This is a genomic window from Priestia sp. 179-F W1.4 NHS, from assembly GCF_045369295.1.
Lineage (GTDB): Bacteria > Bacillota > Bacilli > Bacillales > Bacillaceae_H > Priestia > Priestia zanthoxyli.
Map to the genome: position 1 here is coordinate 1903027 of NZ_JBIQFF010000001.1, position 23609 is coordinate 1926635.

Annotated in this window: 25 protein-coding genes, 1 pseudogene and 1 other annotated feature; of the genes and pseudogenes, 23 read left to right on the forward strand and 3 right to left on the reverse strand. The window is 37.0% G+C overall.

Translation table 11 applies throughout. From position 1 onward, the window contains the following. Window positions 1–96: 96 nt before the first annotated feature. The 16 genes from ACH0CI_RS10325 (at window position 97) to ACH0CI_RS10400 (ending at window position 13700) form a co-directional block, all read left to right on the forward strand. Entirely contained in the window at window positions 97–285 is a 189-nt protein-coding gene (locus ACH0CI_RS10325) for a hypothetical protein (protein ID WP_406901363.1), read from the forward strand. A 306-nt stretch (window positions 286–591) separates the two neighbouring features. Next, window positions 592–903, forward strand: coding sequence for a hypothetical protein (locus ACH0CI_RS10330; RefSeq protein ID WP_335708300.1), 312 nt, complete (start codon window positions 592–594; stop codon window positions 901–903). 129 nt (window positions 904–1032) lie between these two features. Further along, window positions 1033–1773, forward strand: a complete 741-nt coding sequence (locus tag ACH0CI_RS10335; RefSeq protein WP_406901382.1) for a glycoside hydrolase family 25 protein — start codon at window positions 1033–1035, stop codon at window positions 1771–1773. A gap of 26 nt (window positions 1774–1799) precedes the next feature. Continuing rightward, window positions 1800–2132 carry a pyrophosphohydrolase domain-containing protein gene (locus ACH0CI_RS10340; protein ID WP_335708299.1) on the forward strand — a complete coding sequence of 111 codons (333 nt, stop codon included), beginning with the start codon at window positions 1800–1802 and terminating at the stop codon, window positions 2130–2132. Beyond that, window positions 2119–4539: a DEAD/DEAH box helicase family protein gene (locus ACH0CI_RS10345; RefSeq protein ID WP_335708298.1), complete on the forward strand. Its 2421-nt coding sequence runs from the start codon at window positions 2119–2121 to the stop codon at window positions 4537–4539. Before ACH0CI_RS10340 ends, ACH0CI_RS10345 begins: the two co-directional genes overlap by 14 nt. 172 nt (window positions 4540–4711) lie before the next feature. Continuing rightward, complete coding sequence (locus ACH0CI_RS10350; RefSeq protein ID WP_026106623.1) at window positions 4712–5656, forward strand: DNA-binding transcriptional repressor DeoR; 945 nt, start codon at window positions 4712–4714, stop codon at window positions 5654–5656. 5 nt (window positions 5657–5661) lie between these two features. Then, the gene (locus ACH0CI_RS10355) at window positions 5662–5985 is read left to right on the forward strand and encodes a hypothetical protein (protein ID WP_335708297.1); all 324 of its coding nucleotides are present in this window, start codon (window positions 5662–5664) and stop codon (window positions 5983–5985) included. A 182-nt stretch (window positions 5986–6167) separates the two neighbouring features. Then, window positions 6168–7469 carry a pyrimidine-nucleoside phosphorylase gene (locus tag ACH0CI_RS10360; RefSeq protein WP_221818109.1) on the forward strand — a complete coding sequence of 434 codons (1302 nt, stop codon included), beginning with the start codon at window positions 6168–6170 and terminating at the stop codon, window positions 7467–7469. Window positions 7470–7490: 21 nt separating this feature from the next. Further along, window positions 7491–8165 (forward strand): deoxyribose-phosphate aldolase, encoded by a 675-nt coding sequence (gene deoC / locus ACH0CI_RS10365; RefSeq protein WP_014459662.1) that lies wholly within the window; start codon window positions 7491–7493, stop codon window positions 8163–8165. Window positions 8166–8224: 59 nt separating this feature from the next. Further along, window positions 8225–8623, forward strand: coding sequence for a cytidine deaminase (locus tag ACH0CI_RS10370; RefSeq protein ID WP_013057475.1), 399 nt, complete (start codon window positions 8225–8227; stop codon window positions 8621–8623). Window positions 8624–8642: 19 nt separating this feature from the next. Next, a complete protein-coding gene (locus ACH0CI_RS10375) occupies window positions 8643–9824 on the forward strand; it encodes a NupC/NupG family nucleoside CNT transporter (RefSeq protein WP_028412960.1) in 1182 nt (393 codons plus the stop codon). 148 nt (window positions 9825–9972) lie between these two features. Further along, window positions 9973–10587, forward strand: a complete 615-nt coding sequence (locus ACH0CI_RS10380) for an AmiS/UreI family transporter (protein ID WP_013057473.1) — start codon at window positions 9973–9975, stop codon at window positions 10585–10587. 42 nt (window positions 10588–10629) lie between these two features. Further along, window positions 10630–10874 (forward strand) — a binding site (T-box leader). A 67-nt stretch (window positions 10875–10941) separates the two neighbouring features. Then, window positions 10942–12171, forward strand: a complete 1230-nt coding sequence (locus tag ACH0CI_RS10385; protein WP_335708296.1) for an MFS transporter — start codon at window positions 10942–10944, stop codon at window positions 12169–12171. A gap of 84 nt (window positions 12172–12255) precedes the next feature. Beyond that, window positions 12256–12672, forward strand: coding sequence for a DUF4275 family protein (locus tag ACH0CI_RS10390; RefSeq protein ID WP_335708302.1), 417 nt, complete (start codon window positions 12256–12258; stop codon window positions 12670–12672). Between the two features lie 272 nt (window positions 12673–12944). Then, complete coding sequence (locus ACH0CI_RS10395; protein ID WP_028412962.1) at window positions 12945–13292, forward strand: DUF805 domain-containing protein; 348 nt, start codon at window positions 12945–12947, stop codon at window positions 13290–13292. 51 nt (window positions 13293–13343) lie between these two features. Beyond that, window positions 13344–13700, forward strand: a complete 357-nt coding sequence (locus ACH0CI_RS10400) for a DUF805 domain-containing protein (protein WP_028412963.1) — start codon at window positions 13344–13346, stop codon at window positions 13698–13700. Window positions 13701–13773: 73 nt separating this feature from the next. Here the strand turns inward: ACH0CI_RS10400 and ACH0CI_RS10405 are convergent, their stop codons facing one another. Next, window positions 13774–14832, reverse strand: coding sequence for an LLM class flavin-dependent oxidoreductase (locus ACH0CI_RS10405; RefSeq protein ID WP_335708295.1), 1059 nt, complete (start codon window positions 14830–14832; stop codon window positions 13774–13776). A gap of 319 nt (window positions 14833–15151) precedes the next feature. Between ACH0CI_RS10405 and ACH0CI_RS10410 the strand changes: the two genes are divergently transcribed. From ACH0CI_RS10410 to ACH0CI_RS10435, 6 genes and pseudogenes are all read left to right on the forward strand, one after another. Then, window positions 15152–15964, forward strand: a complete 813-nt coding sequence (locus tag ACH0CI_RS10410) for an amino acid ABC transporter substrate-binding protein (RefSeq protein WP_025751375.1) — start codon at window positions 15152–15154, stop codon at window positions 15962–15964. A 151-nt stretch (window positions 15965–16115) separates the two neighbouring features. Beyond that, complete coding sequence (locus ACH0CI_RS10415) at window positions 16116–16925, forward strand: HNH endonuclease (RefSeq protein WP_098524675.1); 810 nt, start codon at window positions 16116–16118, stop codon at window positions 16923–16925. A 181-nt stretch (window positions 16926–17106) separates the two neighbouring features. Further along, window positions 17107–18018, forward strand: a complete 912-nt coding sequence (locus tag ACH0CI_RS10420) for an NAD(P)/FAD-dependent oxidoreductase (protein WP_335708293.1) — start codon at window positions 17107–17109, stop codon at window positions 18016–18018. Between the two features lie 342 nt (window positions 18019–18360). Continuing rightward, a pseudogene (locus ACH0CI_RS10425) lies at window positions 18361–18693 on the forward strand (putative immunity protein); the annotation flags it as partial. 338 nt (window positions 18694–19031) lie between these two features. Next, entirely contained in the window at window positions 19032–20387 is a 1356-nt protein-coding gene (locus tag ACH0CI_RS10430; RefSeq protein ID WP_098332910.1) for a TrkH family potassium uptake protein, read from the forward strand. 393 nt (window positions 20388–20780) lie between these two features. Next, a complete protein-coding gene (locus ACH0CI_RS10435; protein WP_200508974.1) occupies window positions 20781–21146 on the forward strand; it encodes a DUF3888 domain-containing protein in 366 nt (121 codons plus the stop codon). Window positions 21147–21264: 118 nt separating this feature from the next. Here the strand turns inward: ACH0CI_RS10435 and ACH0CI_RS10440 are convergent, their stop codons facing one another. After that, the gene (locus ACH0CI_RS10440) at window positions 21265–21558 is read right to left on the reverse strand and encodes a hypothetical protein (RefSeq protein WP_215055051.1); all 294 of its coding nucleotides are present in this window, start codon (window positions 21556–21558) and stop codon (window positions 21265–21267) included. 818 nt (window positions 21559–22376) lie between these two features. Continuing rightward, window positions 22377–22949, reverse strand: coding sequence for a tetratricopeptide repeat protein (locus ACH0CI_RS10445; RefSeq protein ID WP_335707995.1), 573 nt, complete (start codon window positions 22947–22949; stop codon window positions 22377–22379). Between the two features lie 151 nt (window positions 22950–23100). On the opposite strand from ACH0CI_RS10445, the gene ACH0CI_RS10450 reads away from it, so the two are divergent. After that, window positions 23101–23541 (forward strand): hypothetical protein, encoded by a 441-nt coding sequence (locus ACH0CI_RS10450; protein ID WP_335707996.1) that lies wholly within the window; start codon window positions 23101–23103, stop codon window positions 23539–23541. Window positions 23542–23609: the final 68 nt, after the last annotated feature.

Here is a 23609-nt window from a genome sequence, read left to right on the forward strand (position 1 = left end):
ACAAGACAAAAAAATTAACAAATCCAAAAAAATATAATAAAATGTAAAACAGTGTTTCGAAATATTAACTTCTTAAAATTGAAAGGGGTTCTGCACTTGTTGTGGACAGATATCAAAGAACGAGAAGTAGTTATGTACAAAAACTGTCAGGCGAAAATTGTAGAAAAAAAAGGGCCGAATAAAATAGTCGTTCGAAATTTAGAATTCCCGGAAAAAGGCGATTGGATATCAGCCGAGCTTGATTTTGAAGCTGTTGAAAAATTTGAGAAGAGTCGAGAACACTAATACAAAAAACATTTTATAATACTTCTATTTATCATATAAGAAAAAGCCGAGCTTACATTTTGAGTTCGGCTTCTTTGTTGATGTTTACTTCATTCTCTCGACGAAGAGCTCCTCGTTATTACATGTAAAACAACGCCTTTTCCTCTCATTCATTTTCCACTATTACACTAGTCCTGTATAAAAACGTATCTTTATATGGGACTATCGATTTATTTTTAGTACACGTATTTTTGCCACTTTTTTCATATACAACCGTTCAGAAACAAAACCTCTGTGCATACATTGAAGACAAAGGGGGAGGATACATTGGGAAAAACAAGTCGTATATTGAAATGGGTCAGCGGAGGATTAGAGGCTCTTTGGGGGATTCCAATTCTAGGCGGGACCTTGGTTATTGGCCTAGCCTACGCGCCGCTTATTTTAATGCTCGCATTGCATATTGTAGGTCTAGTATTTGCCATTAAAACAAACAAAGTTCGGACAGGGCATATCATGGGAATTGTCTGTTCTGCTATTGCGTGGATTCCAATTGTCGGCATGATCATGCACATCTTAACGGCTATTTTCTTACTTATAGAAGCAGCCAAAGATAATGAACCATCTGAAGACGCAGCATAAAAGAAGAGCCGCCTGATTTTAGGTGGTTTTTTTATATTTCCAAATAAAGACTGGTAGGCTCTTTTGCTTTGAAAAATCCTTTTTATGTTAGAATATTAGAAGTATTTTCTAAAAAAGGGGGTAAACACAATAGATAAAGAAAATCAAAAGAAGAACAGATTTCTTGCCGTAGGAGTTATATTAGCCGCTCTTGTAAGTTTTATATTTCTACTATGGAGTAAAGGGTGGGTAATTCCTAATGCGATAAGTGCTAACCACTATGATGTAAAAGGCGTAGACGTATCTTCTTATCAAGGGGAGATTGATTGGAGTGTGCTGAGTAAACAAGATATTCAGTTTGCTTTTATCAAAGCAACGGAAGGAAGTTCATTTCAAGATCCTTTATTTAAACAAAACTGGGAACAAGCAAATCGCAAAAGCATGCGGATCGGAGCTTATCACTTTTTTAGTTATGATAGCAAAGGTGAAACACAAGCGGCTAATTTTATCAAAACGGTTTCTCTTAGAAATAACGATCTCCCTCCCGTGATTGATGTTGAATTTTACGGAGACAAAAAACAAAACCTTCCGTCTCAGAAACATGTATACAAGGAGCTTTCTAGCATGATTAAACGTCTTGAATCTCATTATGACAAGCGCGTCATTCTTTATACGACGCCTAAAGCGTATGACTTGTATATTAAAAACAGATATCCTGAGTGTGATATTTGGATTCGCGACGTTGTGAAAAAGCCCACTCTTGAAGAGCAGCAAGAATGGACGTTTTGGCAGTATACGGACAAAGGGCGGTTGAAAGGGTATAATGGTGAAGAGAAATTCATTGATTTAAATGTATTTAAAGGTAATAAAAGATCATTTCAAAACTATTAAACTATTAAAAAATGGAGGGGATAGGTATGCCAACTTATAACAAGCTAGTACGAGATCATATTCCAACTATTATAGAACAATCGGGAAAGACATTCAAAACACGTGTGTTGCAACGAGAAGAATATCAAACAGAGTTAATGAAAAAGGCAAAAGAAGAATTTCAAGAATATAGTGAAGCTAAAAATCATGAAGATTCAATTGAAGAATTAGCGGATTTACTTGAAGTTATGTACGCCTTGGCTGCCATTCACGGAGCAACTCCAGAACAGTTGGAAGAAGTACGTCATAAAAAGGCTGAGAAACGAGGAGGGTTTGAAGAACGAATTTATTTGATTGAGGTAGAAGATGAGCAAAGTTGAGCTAGTTACCGAACAAATCGGTCAAACGATTATAGCTGAAATAAATGTTGCTAAAAGCATTTATATTTTAACATCATTTGTAATGGAATCAGGCGTAAAGGTTATTGAAAAGGCTTTGAAGGAAGCCGTTGAGCGAGGAACCGAAGTGAAGTTGCTAGCAGGGGATTATCTATATATTACACAGCCAAGAGCATTAACGCGTTTACTAGAAATCCATCCCCGATTAGAGATAAGACTTTGGCACAGTAAAGGCAAGTCTTTTCACCCTAAAGCTTACATATTCGAAACTGAAAAAGATAGTATTCTTATTGTAGGGTCCTCTAACTTATCTGCGTCTGCTTTAACTAGTGGGGTAGAATGGAGCGTAAAGGTTCAGGATCATCAGGAGGCTTCATCGTTTGAAAAGGCAACTGAAGAATTCATGCGTCTATTTTATCATGACCAGACTATTCCAATAAATGTAGAAACTATAGAAACATATAAGGATAATTATGAAAAGTACAGAGAAACGAATCCTTTGATAGTAAAAGAATGGACTGAATTAGAGGAAACAGAGCTTATGATTCCAGAAGTTAAAAGAGCTAATCAGCCCGTACAGGTAAGCGAGGGAGCTAAAAATTATGGTGATATTCACCCTAGACCCGTTCAACATCTTGCTTTAGAGGCATTGCAACAAACTCAAGAAGAAGGTTATAAAAAGGCAATGGTTGTATTAGCTACAGGTCTTGGAAAAACATATTTAGCAGCTTTTTTTGCTAAGAAATTTAAGAAGGTTCTATTTATTGCCCATCGAGAAGAGATTTTAAAGCAAGCGGAATCTACGTTTAAGCATATTATGCCTTCTAAAATGACAGGCTTGTATTACGGGCAAAAGAAGGATGAAAAAGCCGACTTTTTATTTGCTTCGATTTACACACTAGGTAGAACTAAACATTTAAAACGATTTAACCCAGAAGAATTTGATCTAATTGTAGTGGATGAATTTCATCATGCTGCAGCTAATACATATCAAAATGTTATAACGTATTTTGAGCCACTCTTTCTATTAGGTATCACTGCTACGCCAGATCGAATGGATCAAAAAGATATTTATGGATTATGTGAAGGAAATGTTGCATATCAATTGCATTTTATAGAAGCAATTCAAAAGCAGTGGCTGACGCCATTTCATTATTATGGTATATACGATGAAACTGATTACTCAGCAATTACTTGGCTTGGTACAAAATATGACCGTAAAGAATTATTAGCAGTGCAAGTGAAGGTGGAAGTTGCAGAAAAGGTAGTAGAAGCATGGAAAAAACATAGACAAACAAGAACAATTGGATTTTGCTCGTCAATTGAACAAGCTGACTTTCTTGCTTCTTATTTTGTGAGACAAGGCTTTGGAGCAATAAGCCTTCATTCAAAAACATTAGGAATATCTCGGCAAGAGGCGATAGAATCTCTAGTAGAAGGAAAGATTGACATCGTCTTTACTGTAGACCTTTTTAACGAAGGAGTAGATATTCCTTCAGTTGACACACTTTTAATGGTAAGGCCTACTGAATCACTCACTATTTTTACTCAACAGATTGGCCGGGGGTTGAGACTTCATCCTAATAAAACACACTGTACAATCATTGATTTAATTGGAAATTATCGCAATGCTGATATAAAACTTCAGCTATTTCATGGGGATATTAAAGAGGTGGATAAGAAAAAAGGATTAATTATTCCTACAGTGCCAACATCATGTGAATTCCATATCGATGTAAAAGCGGTTGATTTGTTGAAAGAACTTGCAAAAAAGCGTCAACCAAGAAAAGAGCAACTTTACTCTGCCTATATTCAGTTAAAGCAGGAATTAGGAAGGCGACCTACTTATAAAGAATTACATTTAAATGGAAGTGAGCATTCAATTGCTTACAAGCAAGAATTTAAAACATTCATTGGTTTCTTGAATTGGGCAAATGAGTTAAGTGAGAAAGAGAGAAAGATATTTTTACGTTATGAGTCGTGGCTTATAGAGGTTGAACGTACGTCGATGTCGAAAAGCTACAAAATGATTGTTTTAAAATATATGCTAGAACGCGGCATAGAACATTGGTTGAGTTTTATTACACCTAAGGAGGTCGCACCATTTTTTCATAAATATTTAATGGGAAAAACGTATCGAAGAAAAGTTGATTTTTCTGACAAACTTACTCAGAAACTTTGGGAATATGATGAAAAAAAAGTTGCCAAATTGATTGCTACAATGCCAATGACAAAGTGGAGTGGAAGTTCAAAAGGACTTGTAGAGTTTGAAGATGGAGTTTTTCGCTTTAACCTGGATGTAGAAGAAGCTGATAATAGCACTTTGTATAAATGGACTAAAGAAATTTGTGAGTATCGACTTGCTCAACACTTCGAAAAAAAACAGTGAAAATTCAAATTAAATCCCAACGTATACGAAGTATCTTTTGAATTAAGGATTTTAATTTTTATATTTCATCTACCTCTTGAAATTTTGTTCATCAAACAAGTAAACTAAAGACATAAGTTTGGTAAAATTGGGATAAGAAATTCATGAGGTAAGGGAGAACAAGTCGATGGAGATGGATCAAGAGAAATTTAATAAAGTGATTGAAGCGGCAAGGATGTATTATATTCTTGATTATAATCAAAGTGAAATTGCAAAAAAGCTTGGTGTATCAAGGCCTACGGTTTCTCGATTGCTGCAGACAGCAAAAGAAGAAGGCATTGTTCAAATTAAAATTGTGGATTCATCTATCAATAGTGAAAAATTGTCTTCTCAGCTTGAACAAAAATTCAATCTAAAAAAAGCAATCGTCACACCGGTGCCTCAATATGAAAATCACATTATTAAAAGTCATCTAGGCGTAGCAGCAGCTGACTATCTCTATGACATCGTAAAAGATGGAGATATTATTGGGGTGACGTGGGGAACAACTCTTTATCAAGTGGCCATCGATTTAAAACAAAAGTATGTGAATGACGTGCAGGTTGTGCAGTTAAAAGGCGGAGTAAGCCATTCGGAAACGAGCACATATGCTTCTGAAATTATGTACTTATTTGGAAAGGCATACAATACGCCTCCTATGCATCTTCCTCTGCCTGTGATTGTCGATCACGTGGTAGTTAAAAAAGCAATGGAAACGGATCGTCATATTAAGCGCATTTTAGATTTAGGCAAACAAGCCAACATTGCTGTGTTTACTACGGGCCCCATCAAAACGGATTCGCTGCTTTTTCAGCTTGGCTACTTTTCCGAACAAGATGTAGAGATGATTTCCTCCCGAGCGGTAGGAGACATTTGTTCACGCTTTTTTGATAAAGATGGACAAATTTGCAATGAAAGCCTGGATGAACGGACGCTTGGACTTGATTTGGAGGAGCTTAAGAAGAAAGAGTACGCCATTTTAGTAGCTGGCGGGGATCAGAAAATCGACAGCATTTACGGAGCGCTGCAAGGGAAATTTGCAAATGTGCTCGTTACGGATCAGTTCACGGCGCGCTTTTTATTAGATAAACAAGAGTAAAGGAGATGAAGACGCTGTTTTTTCAAGAGCAAAAGCTTCATCGAATTGAAATAGTAGAAGATATTGTATCTTATTCTGCGTCATCTCTGCAGGCACAGCGAAACAGGTATCCTTTTCAAGGGGACGTCTCAAAAGACGGGGTAATTGCTAAAGGAACCACGGGCTATATTATTAAACGGTGGGGAAGAATGTACTTTTCTCCTGATGCTAATCAAAAAGGAATTGAACGATTTACGCCGCCTGATCAGCCATATGTATTAATTCCTTATAAAAAGGTAAAGAATAAGTACAGAATCGTATTGTCATTTGTGATAAAAGCTGAAAAATAAGGGAAGACTTCCGAGTGCGGAAGTCTTTTTTTATTCACTAAAACAGCGGCTATAAATATTTTTGAACAAATGTAAATATATCTGTTTACAATTGTTCAAAGCTATTATATAGTAAGGGTGTAAGTTGTTGAAAACGTTTTAGTGGATGCACAATATGCAGATACTTTTAGGGGGAAAACGTCATGAGAATGGTTGACTTAATTGAAAAAAAACGTAATGGACATGAATTAAATAAAGAAGAAATCGATTTTATTATCGAAGGTTATACAAAAGGGGATTTACCTGATTATCAGCTATCGGCATTTGCGATGGCGATTTACTTTCAAGGAATGACGCAGGAAGAACGCGTAAATTTAACGCAAGCAATGGTTGAATCAGGCGATCAAATCGACTTATCAAAAATTGAAGGTATTAAAGTAGACAAACACAGCACAGGCGGCGTAGGTGATACAACAACACTTGTATTAGGACCTTTAGTAGCTGCGGTTGATGTACCGGTTGCCAAAATGTCTGGCCGCGGCTTAGGACACACTGGCGGTACGATTGATAAACTAGAAGCAGTGCCTGGCTTCCACGTTGAAATTACAAACGAAGAATTCATTCGTTTAGTAAATACAAATAAAATTGCCGTTATCGGCCAAAGCGGAGACTTAACGCCAGCGGATAAAAAACTTTATGCGCTTCGTGATGTAACAGCAACGGTTGATTCGATTCCGTTAATTGCAAGCTCAATTATGAGTAAGAAAATTGCCGCTGGAGCAGATGCCATTTGCTTGGACGTGAAAACGGGGAACGGCGCATTCATGAAGAAGCTTGAAGACGCTGAAGAATTAGCAAAAGCAATGGTTGAAATCGGAAAAGGCGTAGGCCGAAACACAAAAGCAATCATCTCAGATATGAGCCAGCCTCTAGGATTTGCGGTTGGTAATGCGCTTGAAGTGAAAGAAGCTATCGACACGTTAAAAGGCGAAGGCCCTGAAGATTTAACGGAGCTTTGCTTAACATTAGGAAGTCATATGGTTGTACTTGCTGAAAAAGCAAGCAGCTTAGACGAAGCGCGTGCAATGCTTCAAGAAGTAATTAAAAACGGAAAAGCATTAGAATCATTTAAAACATTCTTAAGCGCACAGGGCGGAGACGCTTCTGTGGCAGACGATCCGTCTAAATTACCGGATGCAGCGCACAAAATTGAAGTACCAGCAAAAGAAGATGGCTACATTTCAGAAATCGTTGCAGAAAAAATTGGCGTAGCGGCAATGAAGCTAGGTGCAGGACGTGCAACAAAAGAATCTGAAATCGACTTAGCAGTTGGTATTATGCTTAATAAAAAAGTTGGAGATTCAGTGAAAAAAGGCGACGCTCTTGTTACAATCCACAGCAACAGCGAAGATGTACAGGAAGTAATGGATATCGTTTATGATTCTTACAGCACGGTCGCTGAAAAAGTAGAAGCTCCAACGTTAATTTATAAAGAAATTCATTAAGAAAGAGAGAGGAAGAACAAAATGAGTCAAAACATTACGGGTATTATTGATCATACATTATTAAAAGCAGATGCAACAGAAGAGCAAGTTACGGTTTTAGCACAAGAAGCAAAAGAATATTCATTCGCTTCAGTTTGCGTAAATCCAACGTGGGTAAAAAAAGCAGCTGAGTTATTAAAAGATGCTCCAGAAGTAAAAGTGTGTACGGTAATCGGTTTCCCTCTTGGAGCTACGACTTCAGCAGTAAAAGCATTCGAAACTACAAATGCAATCGAAAACGGTGCAGATGAAGTAGATATGGTAATCAACATCGGCGCGTTAAAAGATAAAAACTATGACTTAGTGCAAAGCGACATTCAAGCAGTAGTGGATGCTGCAAAAGGAAAAGCGCTAGTAAAAGTAATTATTGAAACAGCTCTTTTAACAGACGAAGAAAAAGCAAAAGTTTCTGAGCTAGCTGTAAAAGCTGGAGCTGATTTTGTTAAAACGTCAACAGGCTTCTCTACAGGAGGCGCAACGGTAGAAGACGTAGCGCTTATGAGAAAAACGGTTGGACCAGATGTAGGTGTAAAAGCTTCTGGCGGCGTTCGAGGCTTAGAAGATGCAAAAGCAATGATTGAAGCTGGTGCAACACGTATTGGTGCAAGCTCTGGCGTATCAATTGCAAAAGGTCAATTAAGCAACTCTGATTATTAATAAATGACAGCAGGTTAGTACTAACTAACCTGCTGTAAACTAAGCAAAGGATGATGACTGTGGAGCCAAAACAATTAATAGATGAAGCAATCGCAGCAAGCAAACAAGCACATGTACCGTATTCTCACTTCCATGTTGGTGCAGCTCTTTTAACAACCGATGGGAAGATTTATCGTGGATGCAATATTGAAAACGCTTCCTATGGATTGACGAACTGTGCTGAGCGAACGGCTATTTTTAAAGCTGTTTCAGAAGGGGACAAGCAGTTTTCAGCTATTGCAGTTGTAGGAGATACGGACGGCCCAATTTCTCCTTGCGGCGCATGCAGACAAGTATTAGCTGAGTTCTGTGATGATCACACACAAATTATCTTAGCAAACTTAAAAGGAGATTTTGTGATTACAAACATCAACGAAATCTTACCAGGCTATTTTTCATCAAAAGACTTACAAAAATAAGTAAGCAGTGGAGGATACTATGAAATATTTAATTGGCATCTTAGGGTTACTCGTTGTCTTTGGATTAGCGTATCTTGCAAGTAATAACCGTAAAGAAATCAAATATAGACCAATCGTTATTATGGTTGTGATTCAGCTTCTTTTATCAGCTTTACTTCTAAACACGAAGTTTGGCTTGATTATTATTAATGCGATTGCCAGCGTCTTTGGAAAGCTGCTTTCATATGCAAATGAAGGCGTAGAGTTCGTATTTGGAGGCATTGCGAATAAAGGATCAATGCCGTTTTTCTTAAACGTGCTGCTTCCAATCGTTTTTATCTCTGTCTTAATCGGGATTTTACAGCACTTTAAAATTCTTCCGTTCATTATGAAATGGATTGGGTTAGTTCTCAGTAAGATTAACGGAATGGGAAAATTAGAGTCTTATAACGCAGTAGCTTCTGCGATTGTAGGTCAGTCAGAAGTATTTATTACCGTTAAAAAGCAATTAGACAAACTGCCGCCAAACCGTTTATATACGCTTTGTGCATCAGCTATGTCGACTGTTTCAATGTCCATTGTCGGTGCTTATATGACAATGATTGAACCAAAATACGTAGTAACAGCAATTGTGATTAACTTATTTGGCGGATTTATTATTTCTTCTATCATTAACCCTTACACAGTAACGGATCAAGAAGATATTTTAGAGGTACAAACAGGTCATAAGCAAACGTTCTTCGAAATGCTTGGCGAATATATTATGGATGGATTTAAAGTAGCGATTATCGTAGGTGCGATGCTGATTGGTTTCGTTGCGCTGATGGCTGCGATTGATAACGTGTTTGAAATGTTATTTGGTCTATCGTTCCAGCATCTCCTTGGATATGTGTTTGCACCGTTTGCATTCATCATGGGTGTTCCTGCTTCAGAAGTTGTGGCAGCGGGTGGAATTATGGCAACAAAACTTGTAACAAATGAATTTGTGGCAATGATGAGTCTTTCAGATATGGCTTCAACATTCAGTGCTAAAACGCTTGGAATTGTATCCGTATTCTTAGTATCATTTGCTAACTTCTCATCAATTGGAATCGTGTCAGGAGCGGTTAAAGGCTTAAGTGAAAAGCAAGGAAATACAGTAGCGCGCTTTGGTCTTCGTTTACTTTATGGAGCTACGCTTGTAAGCGTACTGTCAGCGATTGTTGTCAGCTTCATTTTATAAGTGTAATAGAAACAGAAAGAAAAGCAGTTTCCTTTTCAAAAGGAATTGCTTTTTCTTTTTTACATGTAAACCGTAACTCCGCGCATCCTAAAGAAAAACATCGACACAGAGGAGGACAAGAAAAGCTGGAGGCTTTTCTTACTGAAAAATGGATCAAATTGGACTGTTGCTGTCAGGTGCAGCTTTATTTTTAAACGGACTCATGCTGCTTGGAAAAGCGGATGAAAAAAACGTAGGCGTATTTAACTTATTTGTAGGAGCTTTTCAAGTTATTGTTCCGTTTTATTTAATTATTACGTCAGACCAAAGCAACTGGATTTTATATGAAAGAACGGCAATCTTTTTATTTGGCCTTACGTATTTATATGTAGGCGTGACGGTGTTAAAAGGAATGCAGGGAACGGGGCTGGGCTATTATTCACTTTGGGTATCGATTATCGCTTTAGTGTACGTGACGGTTTCTCTTGTTCACTATCATGACGTCGTAAACGCCATTACATGGATTCTTTGGTCGTTTTTATGGTTTTTATTTTACGTGCTTAACACGAGCAAAAAAGATGTATCTGCATATGTGGGGAAAGTGGCGATTGTCCAGTCGTGGGTGACGTTAACAATTCCAGCGCTGTTTTCACTAACAGGCGTATGGGGAAATAAGGATATGTACAATATGTGGGGAATCGTGCTGGTAGCTTCCATCATTTATTTTGTATACGTAGGATACCGACTATTCTTTTCTCAGCCGAAAAAAATGATTTTGAAATAAAGTATTTACAAAAAATAGATAATAATGGTAAGATGTTAGAAATTAAATGCCGTGAAGAGAAAAGTAGACAGCGCGTATTCTTAGCAGAGAGCTCCGGAAGCTGAAAAGGAGCAAGAAAAACGCTGTTGAAACAAGCCTCTGAGCAGCGCATTGGATCTAACGTGATAGTGCGACGGCTGCTTCCGTTACAAAGCTAGAGTATAAGCGAAAGCCGTACTCGATAAGGTTTATATGGCGACATATGAACAAACTAGGGTGGCACCGCGATTTATAATCTCGCCCCTAAGACACATGTCTTGGGGGTGGGATTTTTTTATTGACCGAAATCAATAGTGAAGCGGAGGCCTTTCTTTTATGAAAAGTAAGCTGTTGTCTTGGAAATACCCGTGTTTATTGCTGTTTGGAATTGGCACTAGCAATATCGGCGACTGGATTTATTTAATTGCTTTAAATGTAATGATGCTTGATATGACGAATTCGCCGCTTGCGGTTTCAGGGCTATACATGATAAAGCCGCTTGCTGCGCTATGTACAAATATATGGTCTGGAAGCTTAATTGACCGCATGAACAAACGGAAGCTTATGATGGTTTTAGATTGGACGCGCGCTGGAATTATTGCTTGCCTTCCGTTTTTCTCATCCATACTGATCATTTATGTGCTGGTATTTATCATCAGTATGGCAAGTTCAATGTTTCGGCCGGCATCGATGGTTTATATCACAAAGCTTATTCCACGTGAAAAACGACAAAGATTTAATTCGCTGCGCAGTTTGATTGACTCAGGCGGTTTTCTTATTGGACCAGCCGCAGCAGGTGCGCTATTTATGATTGGAACGCCCGCGTTTGCTATCTATGCCAATGCTGCAGCGCTGCTATTGTCAGGGGGAGTTACTTTGTTTATGCCAAACCTGGATACAAAAACAGAAGTTAAAGAAAATAAGCTGTCTGTAAACACCATTAGAGAAGACTGGAAAGCGGTGTTTCGTTTCAGTAGAGCCAACAGATACATTATAACCATTTATGTATTATTCAGTTTCTTGATGGTCATGGCCACGGCAATTGATTCTCTTGAAGTTTCATTTGCAACAAAAGTCATTCATTTGTCCGAAAGCGAGTACGGGTTTTTAGTGAGCATAGCAGGTGCAGGCATTATGATTGGCGCAGTTGTGAATACACTGTTTGCTAAGAAGCTGTCAACGAATTTTCTCATAGGCGCCGGCAGTGTAGGAGTGTCGCTTGGCTATTTGCTGTATGCGTGTTCGTCTTCTTTTCAAACCATGGGAACAGGATTTTTTAGCTTATCCTTTGCGTTAGCTTTTGCAAGTGCTGGTTTTCAAACCTTTTATCAAAACAGCATTCCCGTTGACATGATGGGTCGAGTAGGAAGTATCTATGGACTGCTTGAGTCACTCCTGATCATTATCATGACTTTTTTATGCGGCATGGCTGCGCACATCTTTTCGATTCAAGGAGCTGTAATTGGTGGAAGCCTGATCATGCTTTTAAGTACAATTGTATTGTTTTTGTGCACGTTAAAGCCGGCGGTTTATAAAATAAGTGTAGTCAAAAAGCAAGGAATCTAACGCATAGGTACTAGTGGACAAATAAGCTAAGAAGCCGATAAAAAGAAATGAATACAGAATAAAGGGTGAGAAAGCACAGTGAAAATGAAAGATGCGTTAAAGAAAAAAGGAATGTTTGTTAAAAAATTATCGAATCAAGGTGAATTCTTCCGGAAGCGGTGGGAAAATGAATTTGCAGATGCTTTAAGCGCATCGCAAAAAAAGAAAATTTATATGGACCAATTTTTATGGCATGCGTTTAGCTATGAAAAGCTACCTTGTTTACAAGGAGAACAAGCGGTTCAAGCGTTTGAGCACCAAGTTAAGAACGACTGTTATTTGTTGTTTGAGCATGATGAACGAGTGCTGCAGCTATCTAAATGTAAGCATCTAACAAGCGCTGATTTAAGTGAAAATACAAACATGTATTTAGAAGATTTATATGTGGTTGATGCAGATTTCACGTGGACTTACGTGATTACCCATGAAAGCTCATGTGGACCTTACTTTTACCGCACGTAAGTAAGGATAGAGCCTGCCGTGTTTATCAACATGGTAGGATTTTTCTATAAAAGAACATTTTATTAATTAAAAGTAATTATAGGAATAAAATGGTTTTTAATATAAAATTATTGGGTATTTATTACTAACTATTATCCATCTCTCTCCTATATCTATATTACCATTTGGGATTTTTTCAAAAAATAGGATATGAAATTAATTTTTTGTATGCTAAGGTAATTACTGCTAGTAAGCTTGTCTTACAAAATTCGGTTTAAAAAGGAGGTTTTTGTATGAAATGGTATCTACATGTACTAAAAAATTATGCAACGTTTCAAGGAAGAGCAACGCGTAAAGAGTATTGGATGTTTGTCTTATTTAATTTTATTATATGGTGTGTGCTTTCAGCTATTGAACTTATAACAGATATGCCTCCGTTTTTGCGTATAGTTTATCTTGTTGCAGTGTTCATTCCATCTCTTGCTGTGACGGCACGCCGACTGCATGACATAGGAAGAAGCGGGTGGTGGCAGCTCATTACTATTATTCCGATTGCGGGAAGTATTTGTCTATTAATTCTTCTTTGTCTACGGAGTGAGTCGCAGTTAAACCGGTTTGATGTACCTAATAAAGTTGCGTAGGACTTAAACGGTTAGGTAGTTTAATTTAATAAACAAAGAGAGGGTTTAAAAATGTACTGGTATATAAAAGCGTTAAAAAATTATGCGACGTTTCGAGGAAGAGCAACGCGTACGGAGTATTGGATGTTTACATTATTTGCTTATATCTTTATGATCATTCCATATATCTTGGTTTTTATCGATTCACTTGCAGTATTTGGAGTTATTTTAGTATTACTTTACGGAGCAGCAATGATTCTGCCTTCACTTGCCGTTACTGTTCGCCGACTTCATGATACAGGAAGAAGCGGCTGGTGGTATTTAATTAACTTTGTTCCAGTTATTGGAGGCATTTGGCTGCTCATCTTACTTTGTCAAAGAAGCGAAGTAACAGCCAATATTTACGATACAGATACGCAGGCTTCTTGACCAGAGTAGTTTATTAGTTTAAAAGTTGATAAATTAATAGACAAATTATTTTTAGCTAAAAAGAAAACTCCTGTTAAAAAGGAGTTTTCTTTTTTTTATTTTCCCACACGCTGCTGGGAATTTCTTTTCGAAGAACAGGTGCAATATCATCTGCAAAGCGCTCTAGCTGTTCGCGCTGTTCTGCTTCGCTTAGACCGTCTATGCTGATGCTCAGCACTTCGTTTCCATAAGCGCGGTGATAGTCTATTATTTTTTCAATGATTTGCTCAGGGCTTCCTACTAAAGCAGGACCGTGTTGAACGATATCTTCTAGTGACGTGAACGGCGATTGATTATGTTTGGCTGCTTCTGTATTGCTAAATGCGTTATAGTACGGGCGATAGCGGCGAATTGCTTCTTCCGTTGTATCGGAAATATAGAGGCTGCTTGCCCCCGAACCGACGATGGCCTTGCGTGGATCATGCCCATAATAAGCGAAGCGTTCGCGGTAATGGTCAATCAGCGCTTTATATTTAGCCTGAGGGTGGAAGGAATTAGATGAAAATAGCGGCTCTCCGTATTTAGCTGCAAGTTCTGTAGACAGCGGGCTTGACGCACTTCCATGCCAAACGGGAATAGAAGTTTGAAACGGACGAGGCTGAGTTGTAACGTTAGTTAAAGGCGGACGATAACGGCCGCTCCACGTGACATTTTCTTCTGTCCAAAGCTGTTTTAAAAGAGCGTATCTTTCAGCAAGAGACTCCCATTGTTCTTCTTCTGTAATGCCAAAAAGCGGATAATGACGGGGATCATTGCCTTTTCCAATAATCAGTTCAAGGCGTCCACCCGACAGGTGATCAAGCGTTGCGTAATCTTCAGCTACTCGTACAGGATCTAAAATGCTTAGAACGGTAACGGTAGTAAGAAGACGAATTTGCGACGTTTTAGCAGCGATTGCACTTAAAACAACGGGAGGAGAAGAAGACAAAAAAGGAGCTCCGTGTCTTTCGCCGACTCCGTAAGCATCAAAACCTAATTTTTCTGCCAGCACTGCTTGATTTAACACATGCTGAAATTTTTCTTGAGCAGTTAATGTTTCTCCAGTAACCGGGTTCGGGATATTTTGAATAAGACTAAATAAAGCAAATTTCATACGTTTTACCTCCAAAAGATAAAATGCTGGACGACAATAAAAAAAGCAAACGTACACGCATTGCCGTGTCCATTTGCCTCCAGTTGACTGGTAGATATGCAGTTTCATTGTTTTGTTAGTTGTATCTTAAGCGGTAGACACTGAGCTGTCAAGATAATCTTTTTTTAAAACCTACTTGATTTATCGGTTAACTAGTATTATGATGTGAATAATCTTACACGAAGTAAGCCCACTGGTTAACCAGAGGCTCTTGATGAAGCAGATGCTTTATCAAGAGCCTTTTTTTATTACATAATAGAAGGATTCGGGGGAGGAACGTATGAAAAAATATTGGCTGTTTTTACTTTCAATTGTAGTAGCTGTGAGCGTGGCAGGATGCGGAACAAACGCATCTTCAAGTGCAGGAGAAAAGAAAGAAAAAGATGTTCAAACGATTGTGGTTGGAACAGGCACTCAGTTTCCTAATATTTGCTTTATCGATGATAAAGGCAAACTGACCGGCTATGATGTAGAAGTAGTAAGAGCAATCGACAAAGAGCTAAAGGATTATAAATTTGAATTTAAAACGATGGAATTTTCAAATCTGCTTCTCAGCTTAGAAAGTAATAAAATTGATATGATTGCCCATAACATGGCTCAGAACGCTGAGCGAAAGAAAAAGTTTTTATTTAATGATGAAACATATAATTATTCTCCGCTTTATGTAACAGTTCCTAAAAATCGAAATGATATTCATTCATTAAAAGATTTAGAAGGTAAAAAAATGATTGTAGGAGCTACAAGCAATGCGGCAGTTTATCTAGACAAATACAATCAAAAACACGGCAATAAAATCGATGTAGTTTATGCCGGTCAAGGTGCGGATGATGCTACTACTCAATTAAAAACAGGCCGGGCAGATGCTACGCTTGCAACACCATTTTCCATCGACTTTAGCAATCAAGCGCTGAAATTTCAGCAAAAAACGGTTGGAGATATCGTGATTAATTCAAAAGTATATTTTATGTTTAACAAAAAAGACGAAAAGTTAAAGTCGGAAGTCGATCAGGCGATTAAAAAGCTGAAAAAAGACGGTACATTAAAAAAACTCAGCACAAAATGGCTAGGAGAAGACTATACCGTGCAAAATTGACTATAGCAAAAAAGCAGCTGCCCATACAGCTGCTTTTTTTGTATGATATAAATCCAATAGATAGAAGAAACGATCTGCAAAGAAAACAAAAATTAGTGTATAGTAGAGCTATAAGTACTATAAAAGCAGGACCGCAGTAGGAGGCAATTCATTGATTACGGATTTACAGCGCGGAGATTTCTTTCAAAAAGGACATCGTTATCGCAGAAAACAAATTCATAAGCTTTATAAAGGACAGGAACAAAGCGAAATATCAACGCCGAAAGCGCATCCATATATTTTTATTTTCACAAAAGAAAGCGGAAGTGAATACGGAACAGGACACGGATGGAATAGAGATAAGACCTCTTTTTTCTATACCGGAGAAGGTCAAAGAGGATCAATGCAGCTCATTAAAGGCAATAAAGCGCTTCGTGAACATTTTTTATCAGGAAAAGCCGTTTACTTGTTTCACTACGTGGAGCCGGGAGTAGTCGAGTTTATTGATGAAGTGACGTATATTAATCATCAATTAGAAATTATGTGGGACTCAGACGGAGAGCTTCGTGAAGCCATTATTTTTGAACTTGAACGAAATCCTGTGATGGAGGAAAAAGCAGCAAAGCTGGATGTTTCAGCTTACTCAACTGAACAACTTTGTCATATAGCGCTAGGGGAAGACAAAAAGACAAATATTTATGAGCAAACCGCAGCTCTTAAACAATATGTTTACAAACGCGCAGCTGGTATTTGTGAAGCCTGCGGAGAAAGCGCGCCGTTTATCGCAAAAGATGGAAGCTCCTTTTTGCAAATGTATTATCTTTCAAAGCTGTCAGAGGGCGGGCTCGCTAAGCCAAAGGACGCTGCGGCACTATGTCCCAACTGTCATAGCCGTCTACGCTACGGGAAAGATAGTGAAGTATATAAAGAAGAGCTGATTATTAAAATTAATGAAAAAGAAGCAGGAAAGAAAAATGAGTAATATCGTCTCTTTTCATTTTATAAAAAACCGTCTCTAAGCAGGTCAGCTGCCGAGGCGGTTTTTTTGTATATAGAATGACTTCAAAAAATAAAGACAGTAAAGCGTATAAAAATAATAGAAGAACAGATAATGAAAAACTGAAGCTTTCGTTTAAAAATAGTAAAAGCTGGGGTGATGTGCTGTGGTAGACAAGTATGAGTGTGTCATTATAGGTGGAGGAATTGCAGGACTTCAAGCTGCTATTCAGCTTGGAAGATATAAGCGTAGTGTATTGGTTATTGATTCAAACGATGGACGTTCCAATCTTTGCAAAAATTATCAAAATATATTGGGGTGGCCAGAGGGAATAAGCGGTCAAACTTTAAGAGAAACGGGAAGGCAGCAAGCAAAAAGCTACGGCATTCAATTTGCAGAAGAGCGTGTCCTTCAGTGTGAAAAAGAAATAGAAGGGTTTAACGTCATTACAAACTCTGCGAACTACGAAGCAGCTACTTTACTGTTTGCGACGGGAGTAGTAGATCGGATTCCGCCTGAACTTCAGCAAGAGCTATATCCGTGCATGGGAACAACCGTATATGTATGTCCCGACTGCGATGGGTATGAAGTAAATAATAGAAGGGTATTAGTACTAGGGTCAGGAAAAGCAGGAGCCAGTTTATCTCTTACGTTAACATATTGGACAAATGACATTACATACATTAATCACGACAAAAAAGAAATTGGACCTTTAGCAGATACCTTGATGCAAAAAGGAATTACCTATAAAGAAGGGGCCATAAAAAAAGTCATAACTGAAGCAGAAAGGTTAAAAGGAGTCATCCTCGAAGACAATGAATTTATCTATGGAGAAAGAGGTTTTTTAGCGTTCGGAGGAAATAAAGTTCGAACAGAATTAGCGCATGGGCTCGGAGTAGAACTCCTAGAAAATCAGCACATTATCGTAAATCCGCGTACAAAAGAAACAAATGTTTCAAACGTGTGGGCAGCAGGAGACATTGTGGCTCATTCTGAACAAGTTACGGTAGCGATGGGAGAAGGTTTACAAGCCGCTATTTGGATACACAAACGTTTGTTAGAGCTTTATGAAAAATAATTGGTTTTTTATCCGTTTCTGACCACGCTACATTCTAAGTGGGAAAAGTCGATTTTTAGTATTTTGTTTGTAATAAAACTCTGTACAGTATTCTGTGTTCAATAACCTTTCTTAGTCTATTTTATATTACAATCGGATAAGACAAAAATAAGAAAAGTGATAATAGGTGTTTATTGGATATGCACGTGTATCAACAGGATTATAAAAATAAAAGGTATTTTCTACAAATAGAAAATACCCCCCGTTGGTTGCTACATTAAAAAGGTTAGGTTTGTTATAGCGTGACTTTATTTACCTGATAGCATGGATGATTTAGGACAATAAAAAGGGTTAGATTTTCTCAATGACCATTTAAAAGATGAACTATGTATAAATTTGAGAATAGAAACTTTGCAAAAACGAATAGAAGAAAGTATTAGAGCTTTTGATTTACGAAAAGTTGGATTTATTGTAAATGAATTGGCTAAAGACTCCAAATCTGACGTTAGTAAATATTCTGCACGTTCATTTGCCCAAGCCATAGCAACAGGACATATGAGAAGACAGGCAATGGTTAGCAGTGACTACGCAATAAAGGTAACAAATCTTTTAACACATAACTCCTTAGATTCCTCAACAAAGGAAAGGGTAAGGCAATTAAAGATAATAGATGAATTGTTAGAATCACCAAGCTGATAATCAACAATAAGAAACAAGGACACTATGTTTTATTCAATATAGTGTTTTTCTTTATTCAAAAAATCAACAATAAAGTTTAACAGAGCCTTATAAAACTATTATTTTTATAAATTAATTTGTTATTTTACTCCTTTACATAGAAGATGTGATCTTTTTATTTCTAATAAATTTTATCTTATTTAAAGTATATTAACATTAGATACTTTATTATTTACTTAATGTAACGTACTTTCTGGGAAGATAGGAAGGTAATAAAAGTAATGACCATCTTTTGAAATAAATGGGTATGATATATAATAAATCTTTAATCAAAACATTTTGAAGGGAAATATAATATGATAATTTCTAAGCCGCGTAAAAAACATAAAGTGAAGCATCTGGAACCTGCAAGTATCTTGTTCGTGGGGTTTTTAGGATTAATATTGCTCGGCACCGGCTTATTAATGATTCCTGCTGCTACAAGCGATAGACATCATCTAAGCTTTATTGATGCTCTTTTTGAAGCCACTTCTGCTGTATGTGTAACAGGCCTAGCCGTGGTAGATACGGGGACAACATTTACTTTATTTGGACAGCTCATTTTGCTTGTGCTCATTCAAGTTGGTGGCTGGGGATTCATGACTATTGGTATACTCATGTTTATTGTACTGGGTAAAAAAATAGGATTACAACAAAGATTAATACTTAAGGAATCTCTAAATGCTTTTTCGCTACAAGGCGTTATTGCATTAGTCCAACGTGTTGTGCTAATTACATTGGCTGTGGAAGGTATAGGAGCGCTTATCCTAGCTATTCGTTGGTCCCGAGAAATGAGCTGGGGAAAGGCTATTTATTATGGCATATTCCATTCTATCTCTGCTTTTAATAATGCAGGATTTGGTTTGGAACCAGATAATTTAAGCAAATGGGTAGGAGATCCAACCGTAAATATTATGATTACGTTACTTTTCATAATAGGAGGGACTGGATTTTTTGTCATTGCAGACATTTTTCAGAAACGAAACATAAGAAAGTTTTCTCTTCACACTAAAATTGTATTAGTTTCAACTATCCTACTAAATGTCGTGAGTACACTCATTATTTTTACTCTAGAATATCATAACTCTCATACTTTAGGTCAATTAAGCATGGGGGATAAATGGTGGGCAGCTTACTTTCAGGGTGTAGTTCCTCGTACTGCTGGTTTTAATACCTTGGATATCGGGGCGCTCACATTGCCTTCAAAAGTGTATATGATGGGTCTTATGTTTATTGGAGCGGCTCCAGGTTCAACAGGCGGTGGAATTAAAATAACTACGTTTGTCTTAATATTGTTTGCTTTATGGTCAGTATTGACAAATAAAGAAGAGATTAATGTTTTTCGACGCCGAATTCCTAAATCGCTTGTGTATAGAGCTTTTTCTATTGCTACTTCTGGCATTATTTTTGTTTCTATTATTTTCTTTCTACTCACAATCACAGAAAAAGGTATAGACATGTCTACCCTTTTGTTTGAAACGTTCTCTGCTTCTGGAACAGTTGGATTAAGTGCTAACTTTACAGGAGATTTAAGTCCTATAGGCCGAATTCTGATTACAATTATGATGTTTATTGGCAGAGTGGGACCTCTTACCATTGGCTTTGTACTTGCGATTCGTTCAAACAAACAATCTAAAATTAGGTATGCAGAAGAAAAGATTCTTATTGGTTAAAAATTTATTTTAAATATATAATTTGGTCAACATATTCATGATTTAGGCACAAGTAGCCTAAACCACGAATATCTCTTTTTATTATGAACAAACTACTCAAGGTGCTGAGAATTATCTTCGATCTAAATCTCATTAACCTGTAGAAAAACTCCCTATTTATTGGAGGGAGTTTTGTCTAATTTTAAACTGTATATGATTTTAGTTAACATAAAACGTATTATCGGTACAAAAAAGAAGGCGACTATTTATATAGTCGCCTTCTTTTTTGAGTTTGTCCTTTATCCTGGTATATTTGCATAAAACTTAGACTCTAAAATCATTTTTAAAAGTTCCGTATCGTCCATATTTTCAAGGGGAAACTAGCTGAAACAAGTACTGAGAGGAGGATAACGGGTGAAACGATTAATGGCCGCCACAGCTCTTGTCCTATGGTTAGTAGGAGGAATGGCCACTTATACAGAAGCTGCTCCCCAATCATCCATTAAGCAGAAGCATACGGATTTCTATGATGCCTTTTTGATGCTGCTGAATCCTTATGCGGAGAAAGCGATTCGAACGAAATACCCTGATCGTAGTTATAGTTTGTGGAATGCAGATATTTTGAGTGTGAAGCGTGTATCGGGTGGATTCTCGAACTATGATTTCGTGGTGAAGGTGAAATACGACACGTTTACAGGTCCGCATAATCCACCTGAAGGCCCTGTGGTGATCACATTTTCGGTGAAAAATGAGGTCAAGGTTCTAAAAGTTGAAGGGTAACGGCTGAAAAAAACGTGAGAGAACTTGTTCTTCAATCTTCATTTTTCCTATGCATAGGATATACAAATCCAGTTAACATAGTCACTCTTATCGTTAGAAATAAAAAGCAGACCTTTAATTAAAGATCTGCTTCTTTTCTTTGTTCTTTTTTCTTGAAAATACCAATCAATAACACTATAAGTCCTATTACGAAAATTACGGGAAAGATATACCACATTATTAAGGCTGCCCATCCGTTTTCTGCAATAACTGCGTATGTTAAACCAATCGCGAAAGATAAAAACGGTGCAATAGCCAACATTAGCGCTATTCCCCAAACAATGTATTTTCGTTTTTTCGTTTTTCCCTTGCTTAGTTGATAAGCTATCATCGCTCCTATAATTGCAATACCATAACCTACTACAAATGGCATTCTACCATTCCTCTCTTTTTGATTTCTATAATTTTACAATAATGGTAATTGAAGTAACAATAAAGGTTATTACTGGATGTGACTTCTCTGCACCAAAAAGAGCATCTCATATCTTAATGAGATGTTCTTTTTACAAGTCATTGTTCTATCTTTTCCTTTTGTCCAACAATCCAAGCTAATGATAAAATTGAAACCGTTATTACAACTGCAGTTAACATACCTATATACACCTCTTTTTCCTTATAATTACATTGTAACATACAATTAAAATAGAATTTAAGGGTGTATATCATATACAAAATCAGTTTACATAATGTCTCTTTCCGGCAGACATAAGAAAAACAACCTCTTGGGCGCCAAGGGGTTGTTCACTTTAACATTTTCTAATTTATACAGGATTTTATACATTGTTGATTTATTAGTATTTATGATTAGCATGAACGAAGAAAGAATGAGTAAAAAAACTACCTTTTATACATCATTCCCCTTTATAACAGGGTCATCTCAAGGGAAATTAAGAAAATAACAAGCCCTAAAATGACAGAAACCATATTGAACCACCATTTATTTCGTGATCTAAGAATCAATAGGCCAGCAAGTATTACCATTAAATATTTAGAAATAGTTTCGTTTATATGCAATACCTCAGGTAAAAAGATGGCTGATAAATAAAAACCAACAGCTAGTATCAAAGAGTTTCTAACTAAAATGAACAATATAAGTACACTCCGTTCAATATTTTTAAATATAAATTTTACAACCTATATTGAATTAAGAGGTTTGGTAATCCCACTCATGACTATGTATTGTAAATAAGGTTAATTATATTTTGTTAATAATTTCTCTCTTACGGGTTCTAACTTTTTGAATTTCTTATGATAAGATTGCCGTTGCAATAAACTTTCCACTAACTTAAGAGCATCCTCTTTTCGATTCGCTTTTACATAACTATCAATAACCTCAATGTATTGTTTATCATATGGAAATTTCTCTTCTTGAACTAGTTCAAAAGCTTTATCAAAACAAAAAGTAGCATTGTTATAATCCTTCAAATAGAGGTATGTTCCTCCATTTCCAGCATGTAGACCCGCGCGCTCCGCATTGCTCAACCCTGAAATCTTTAGACCTTCATTTCTAATCTCAAGTGCTTTCTCGTATTCTCTTTCCATTTCTGCAATAATAGCCGCATTATGAAAGTGCTTAAACTTTGTTCGCTTTTTCTTAGGACGAGTGATCTTAAAGATAATCAAAATGACAATTAAATCTCTTATTACTAAAGAGGCGTCATAAACGAGATTATCAAGGCTATATTTTGCTATAGTCCTATATACTAAATGAACCACATCATAAAGAAGAGAGAAATATAACATATAAAGAAGAAATTTTTTCAATTCGTTCCCGACTTTCTATTATTAAGTTTCTTTATTATACATGATGTATGATAAAATGAGTCGATAATATGACAAATAAAGAAATTTATGGAACTAAATCATTCTATTAAACTACTAATGTCACTAAAAGATTGAATGCGAGGAAATAAGCATGAATGACTATCCTAGAGCAGGCTTAAGATTAAGGAGTGAGCCTGGCGTAGACCCAGAAGTAAGAATAGTGTGCATTAACTTTTGCAAATGGTTAAGAACACAAATGGAGTTTCCTATCCGAGTTGTTATTTACCTAAAAAAGGATTATCAAATTAAGAACCGGACGACAAAGGGGTTGGTAACAGCCACTTTCTTTGCTCCCTACGAAAAAGATGTTGAACCATATATCCGTATTGCTACTGGGGATTATAAAGACTTGATTAGAGAAAGAGGAAAAATAGATGCATTGTATGCGATGTTAGAAAGCATTGCTCATGAACTTTGTCATTATCAACAGTGGTTGGAAGATAAGGAATTAGAGGAGGAAGAAGCTGAAGAGAAAGGGTGTCAACTAGTTGATGAATATGCCGAAAACATTGATTCAATTTTAGGTTTCTAACCATCTTCAATAACATTTTATGAAGGCTTGAAATACCTAGAATATACACTAATTAAAGGGGAGGAGAT

Excerpts from the sequence above, each read along its gene's own strand:
- ACH0CI_RS10385 (WP_335708296.1), top strand. The coding sequence starts at position 10,942 with ATGAAAAGTAAGCTGTTGTCTTGGAAATACCCGTGTTTATTGCTGTTT.
- ACH0CI_RS10375 (WP_028412960.1), top strand. The coding sequence starts at position 8,643 with ATGAAATATTTAATTGGCATCTTAGGGTTACTCGTTGTCTTTGGATTA.
- ACH0CI_RS10350 (WP_026106623.1), top strand. The coding sequence starts at position 4,712 with ATGGATCAAGAGAAATTTAATAAAGTGATTGAAGCGGCAAGGATGTAT.
- deoC (WP_014459662.1), top strand. The coding sequence starts at position 7,491 with ATGAGTCAAAACATTACGGGTATTATTGATCATACATTATTAAAAGCA.
- ACH0CI_RS10430 (WP_098332910.1), top strand. The coding sequence starts at position 19,032 with ATGATAATTTCTAAGCCGCGTAAAAAACATAAAGTGAAGCATCTGGAA.
- ACH0CI_RS10345 (WP_335708298.1), top strand. The coding sequence starts at position 2,119 with ATGAGCAAAGTTGAGCTAGTTACCGAACAAATCGGTCAAACGATTATA.
- ACH0CI_RS10400 (WP_028412963.1), top strand. The coding sequence starts at position 13,344 with ATGTACTGGTATATAAAAGCGTTAAAAAATTATGCGACGTTTCGAGGA.
- ACH0CI_RS10340 (WP_335708299.1), top strand. The coding sequence starts at position 1,800 with ATGCCAACTTATAACAAGCTAGTACGAGATCATATTCCAACTATTATA.
- ACH0CI_RS10395 (WP_028412962.1), top strand. The coding sequence starts at position 12,945 with ATGAAATGGTATCTACATGTACTAAAAAATTATGCAACGTTTCAAGGA.
- ACH0CI_RS10450 (WP_335707996.1), top strand. The coding sequence starts at position 23,101 with ATGAATGACTATCCTAGAGCAGGCTTAAGATTAAGGAGTGAGCCTGGC.
- ACH0CI_RS10380 (WP_013057473.1), top strand. The coding sequence starts at position 9,973 with ATGGATCAAATTGGACTGTTGCTGTCAGGTGCAGCTTTATTTTTAAAC.
- ACH0CI_RS10410 (WP_025751375.1), top strand. The coding sequence starts at position 15,152 with ATGAAAAAATATTGGCTGTTTTTACTTTCAATTGTAGTAGCTGTGAGC.
- ACH0CI_RS10405 (WP_335708295.1), bottom strand. The coding sequence starts at position 14,832 with ATGAAATTTGCTTTATTTAGTCTTATTCAAAATATCCCGAACCCGGTT.
- ACH0CI_RS10440 (WP_215055051.1), bottom strand. The coding sequence starts at position 21,558 with ATGCCATTTGTAGTAGGTTATGGTATTGCAATTATAGGAGCGATGATA.
- ACH0CI_RS10355 (WP_335708297.1), top strand. The coding sequence starts at position 5,662 with ATGAAGACGCTGTTTTTTCAAGAGCAAAAGCTTCATCGAATTGAAATA.
- ACH0CI_RS10390 (WP_335708302.1), top strand. The coding sequence starts at position 12,256 with ATGAAAGATGCGTTAAAGAAAAAAGGAATGTTTGTTAAAAAATTATCG.
- ACH0CI_RS10360 (WP_221818109.1), top strand. The coding sequence starts at position 6,168 with ATGAGAATGGTTGACTTAATTGAAAAAAAACGTAATGGACATGAATTA.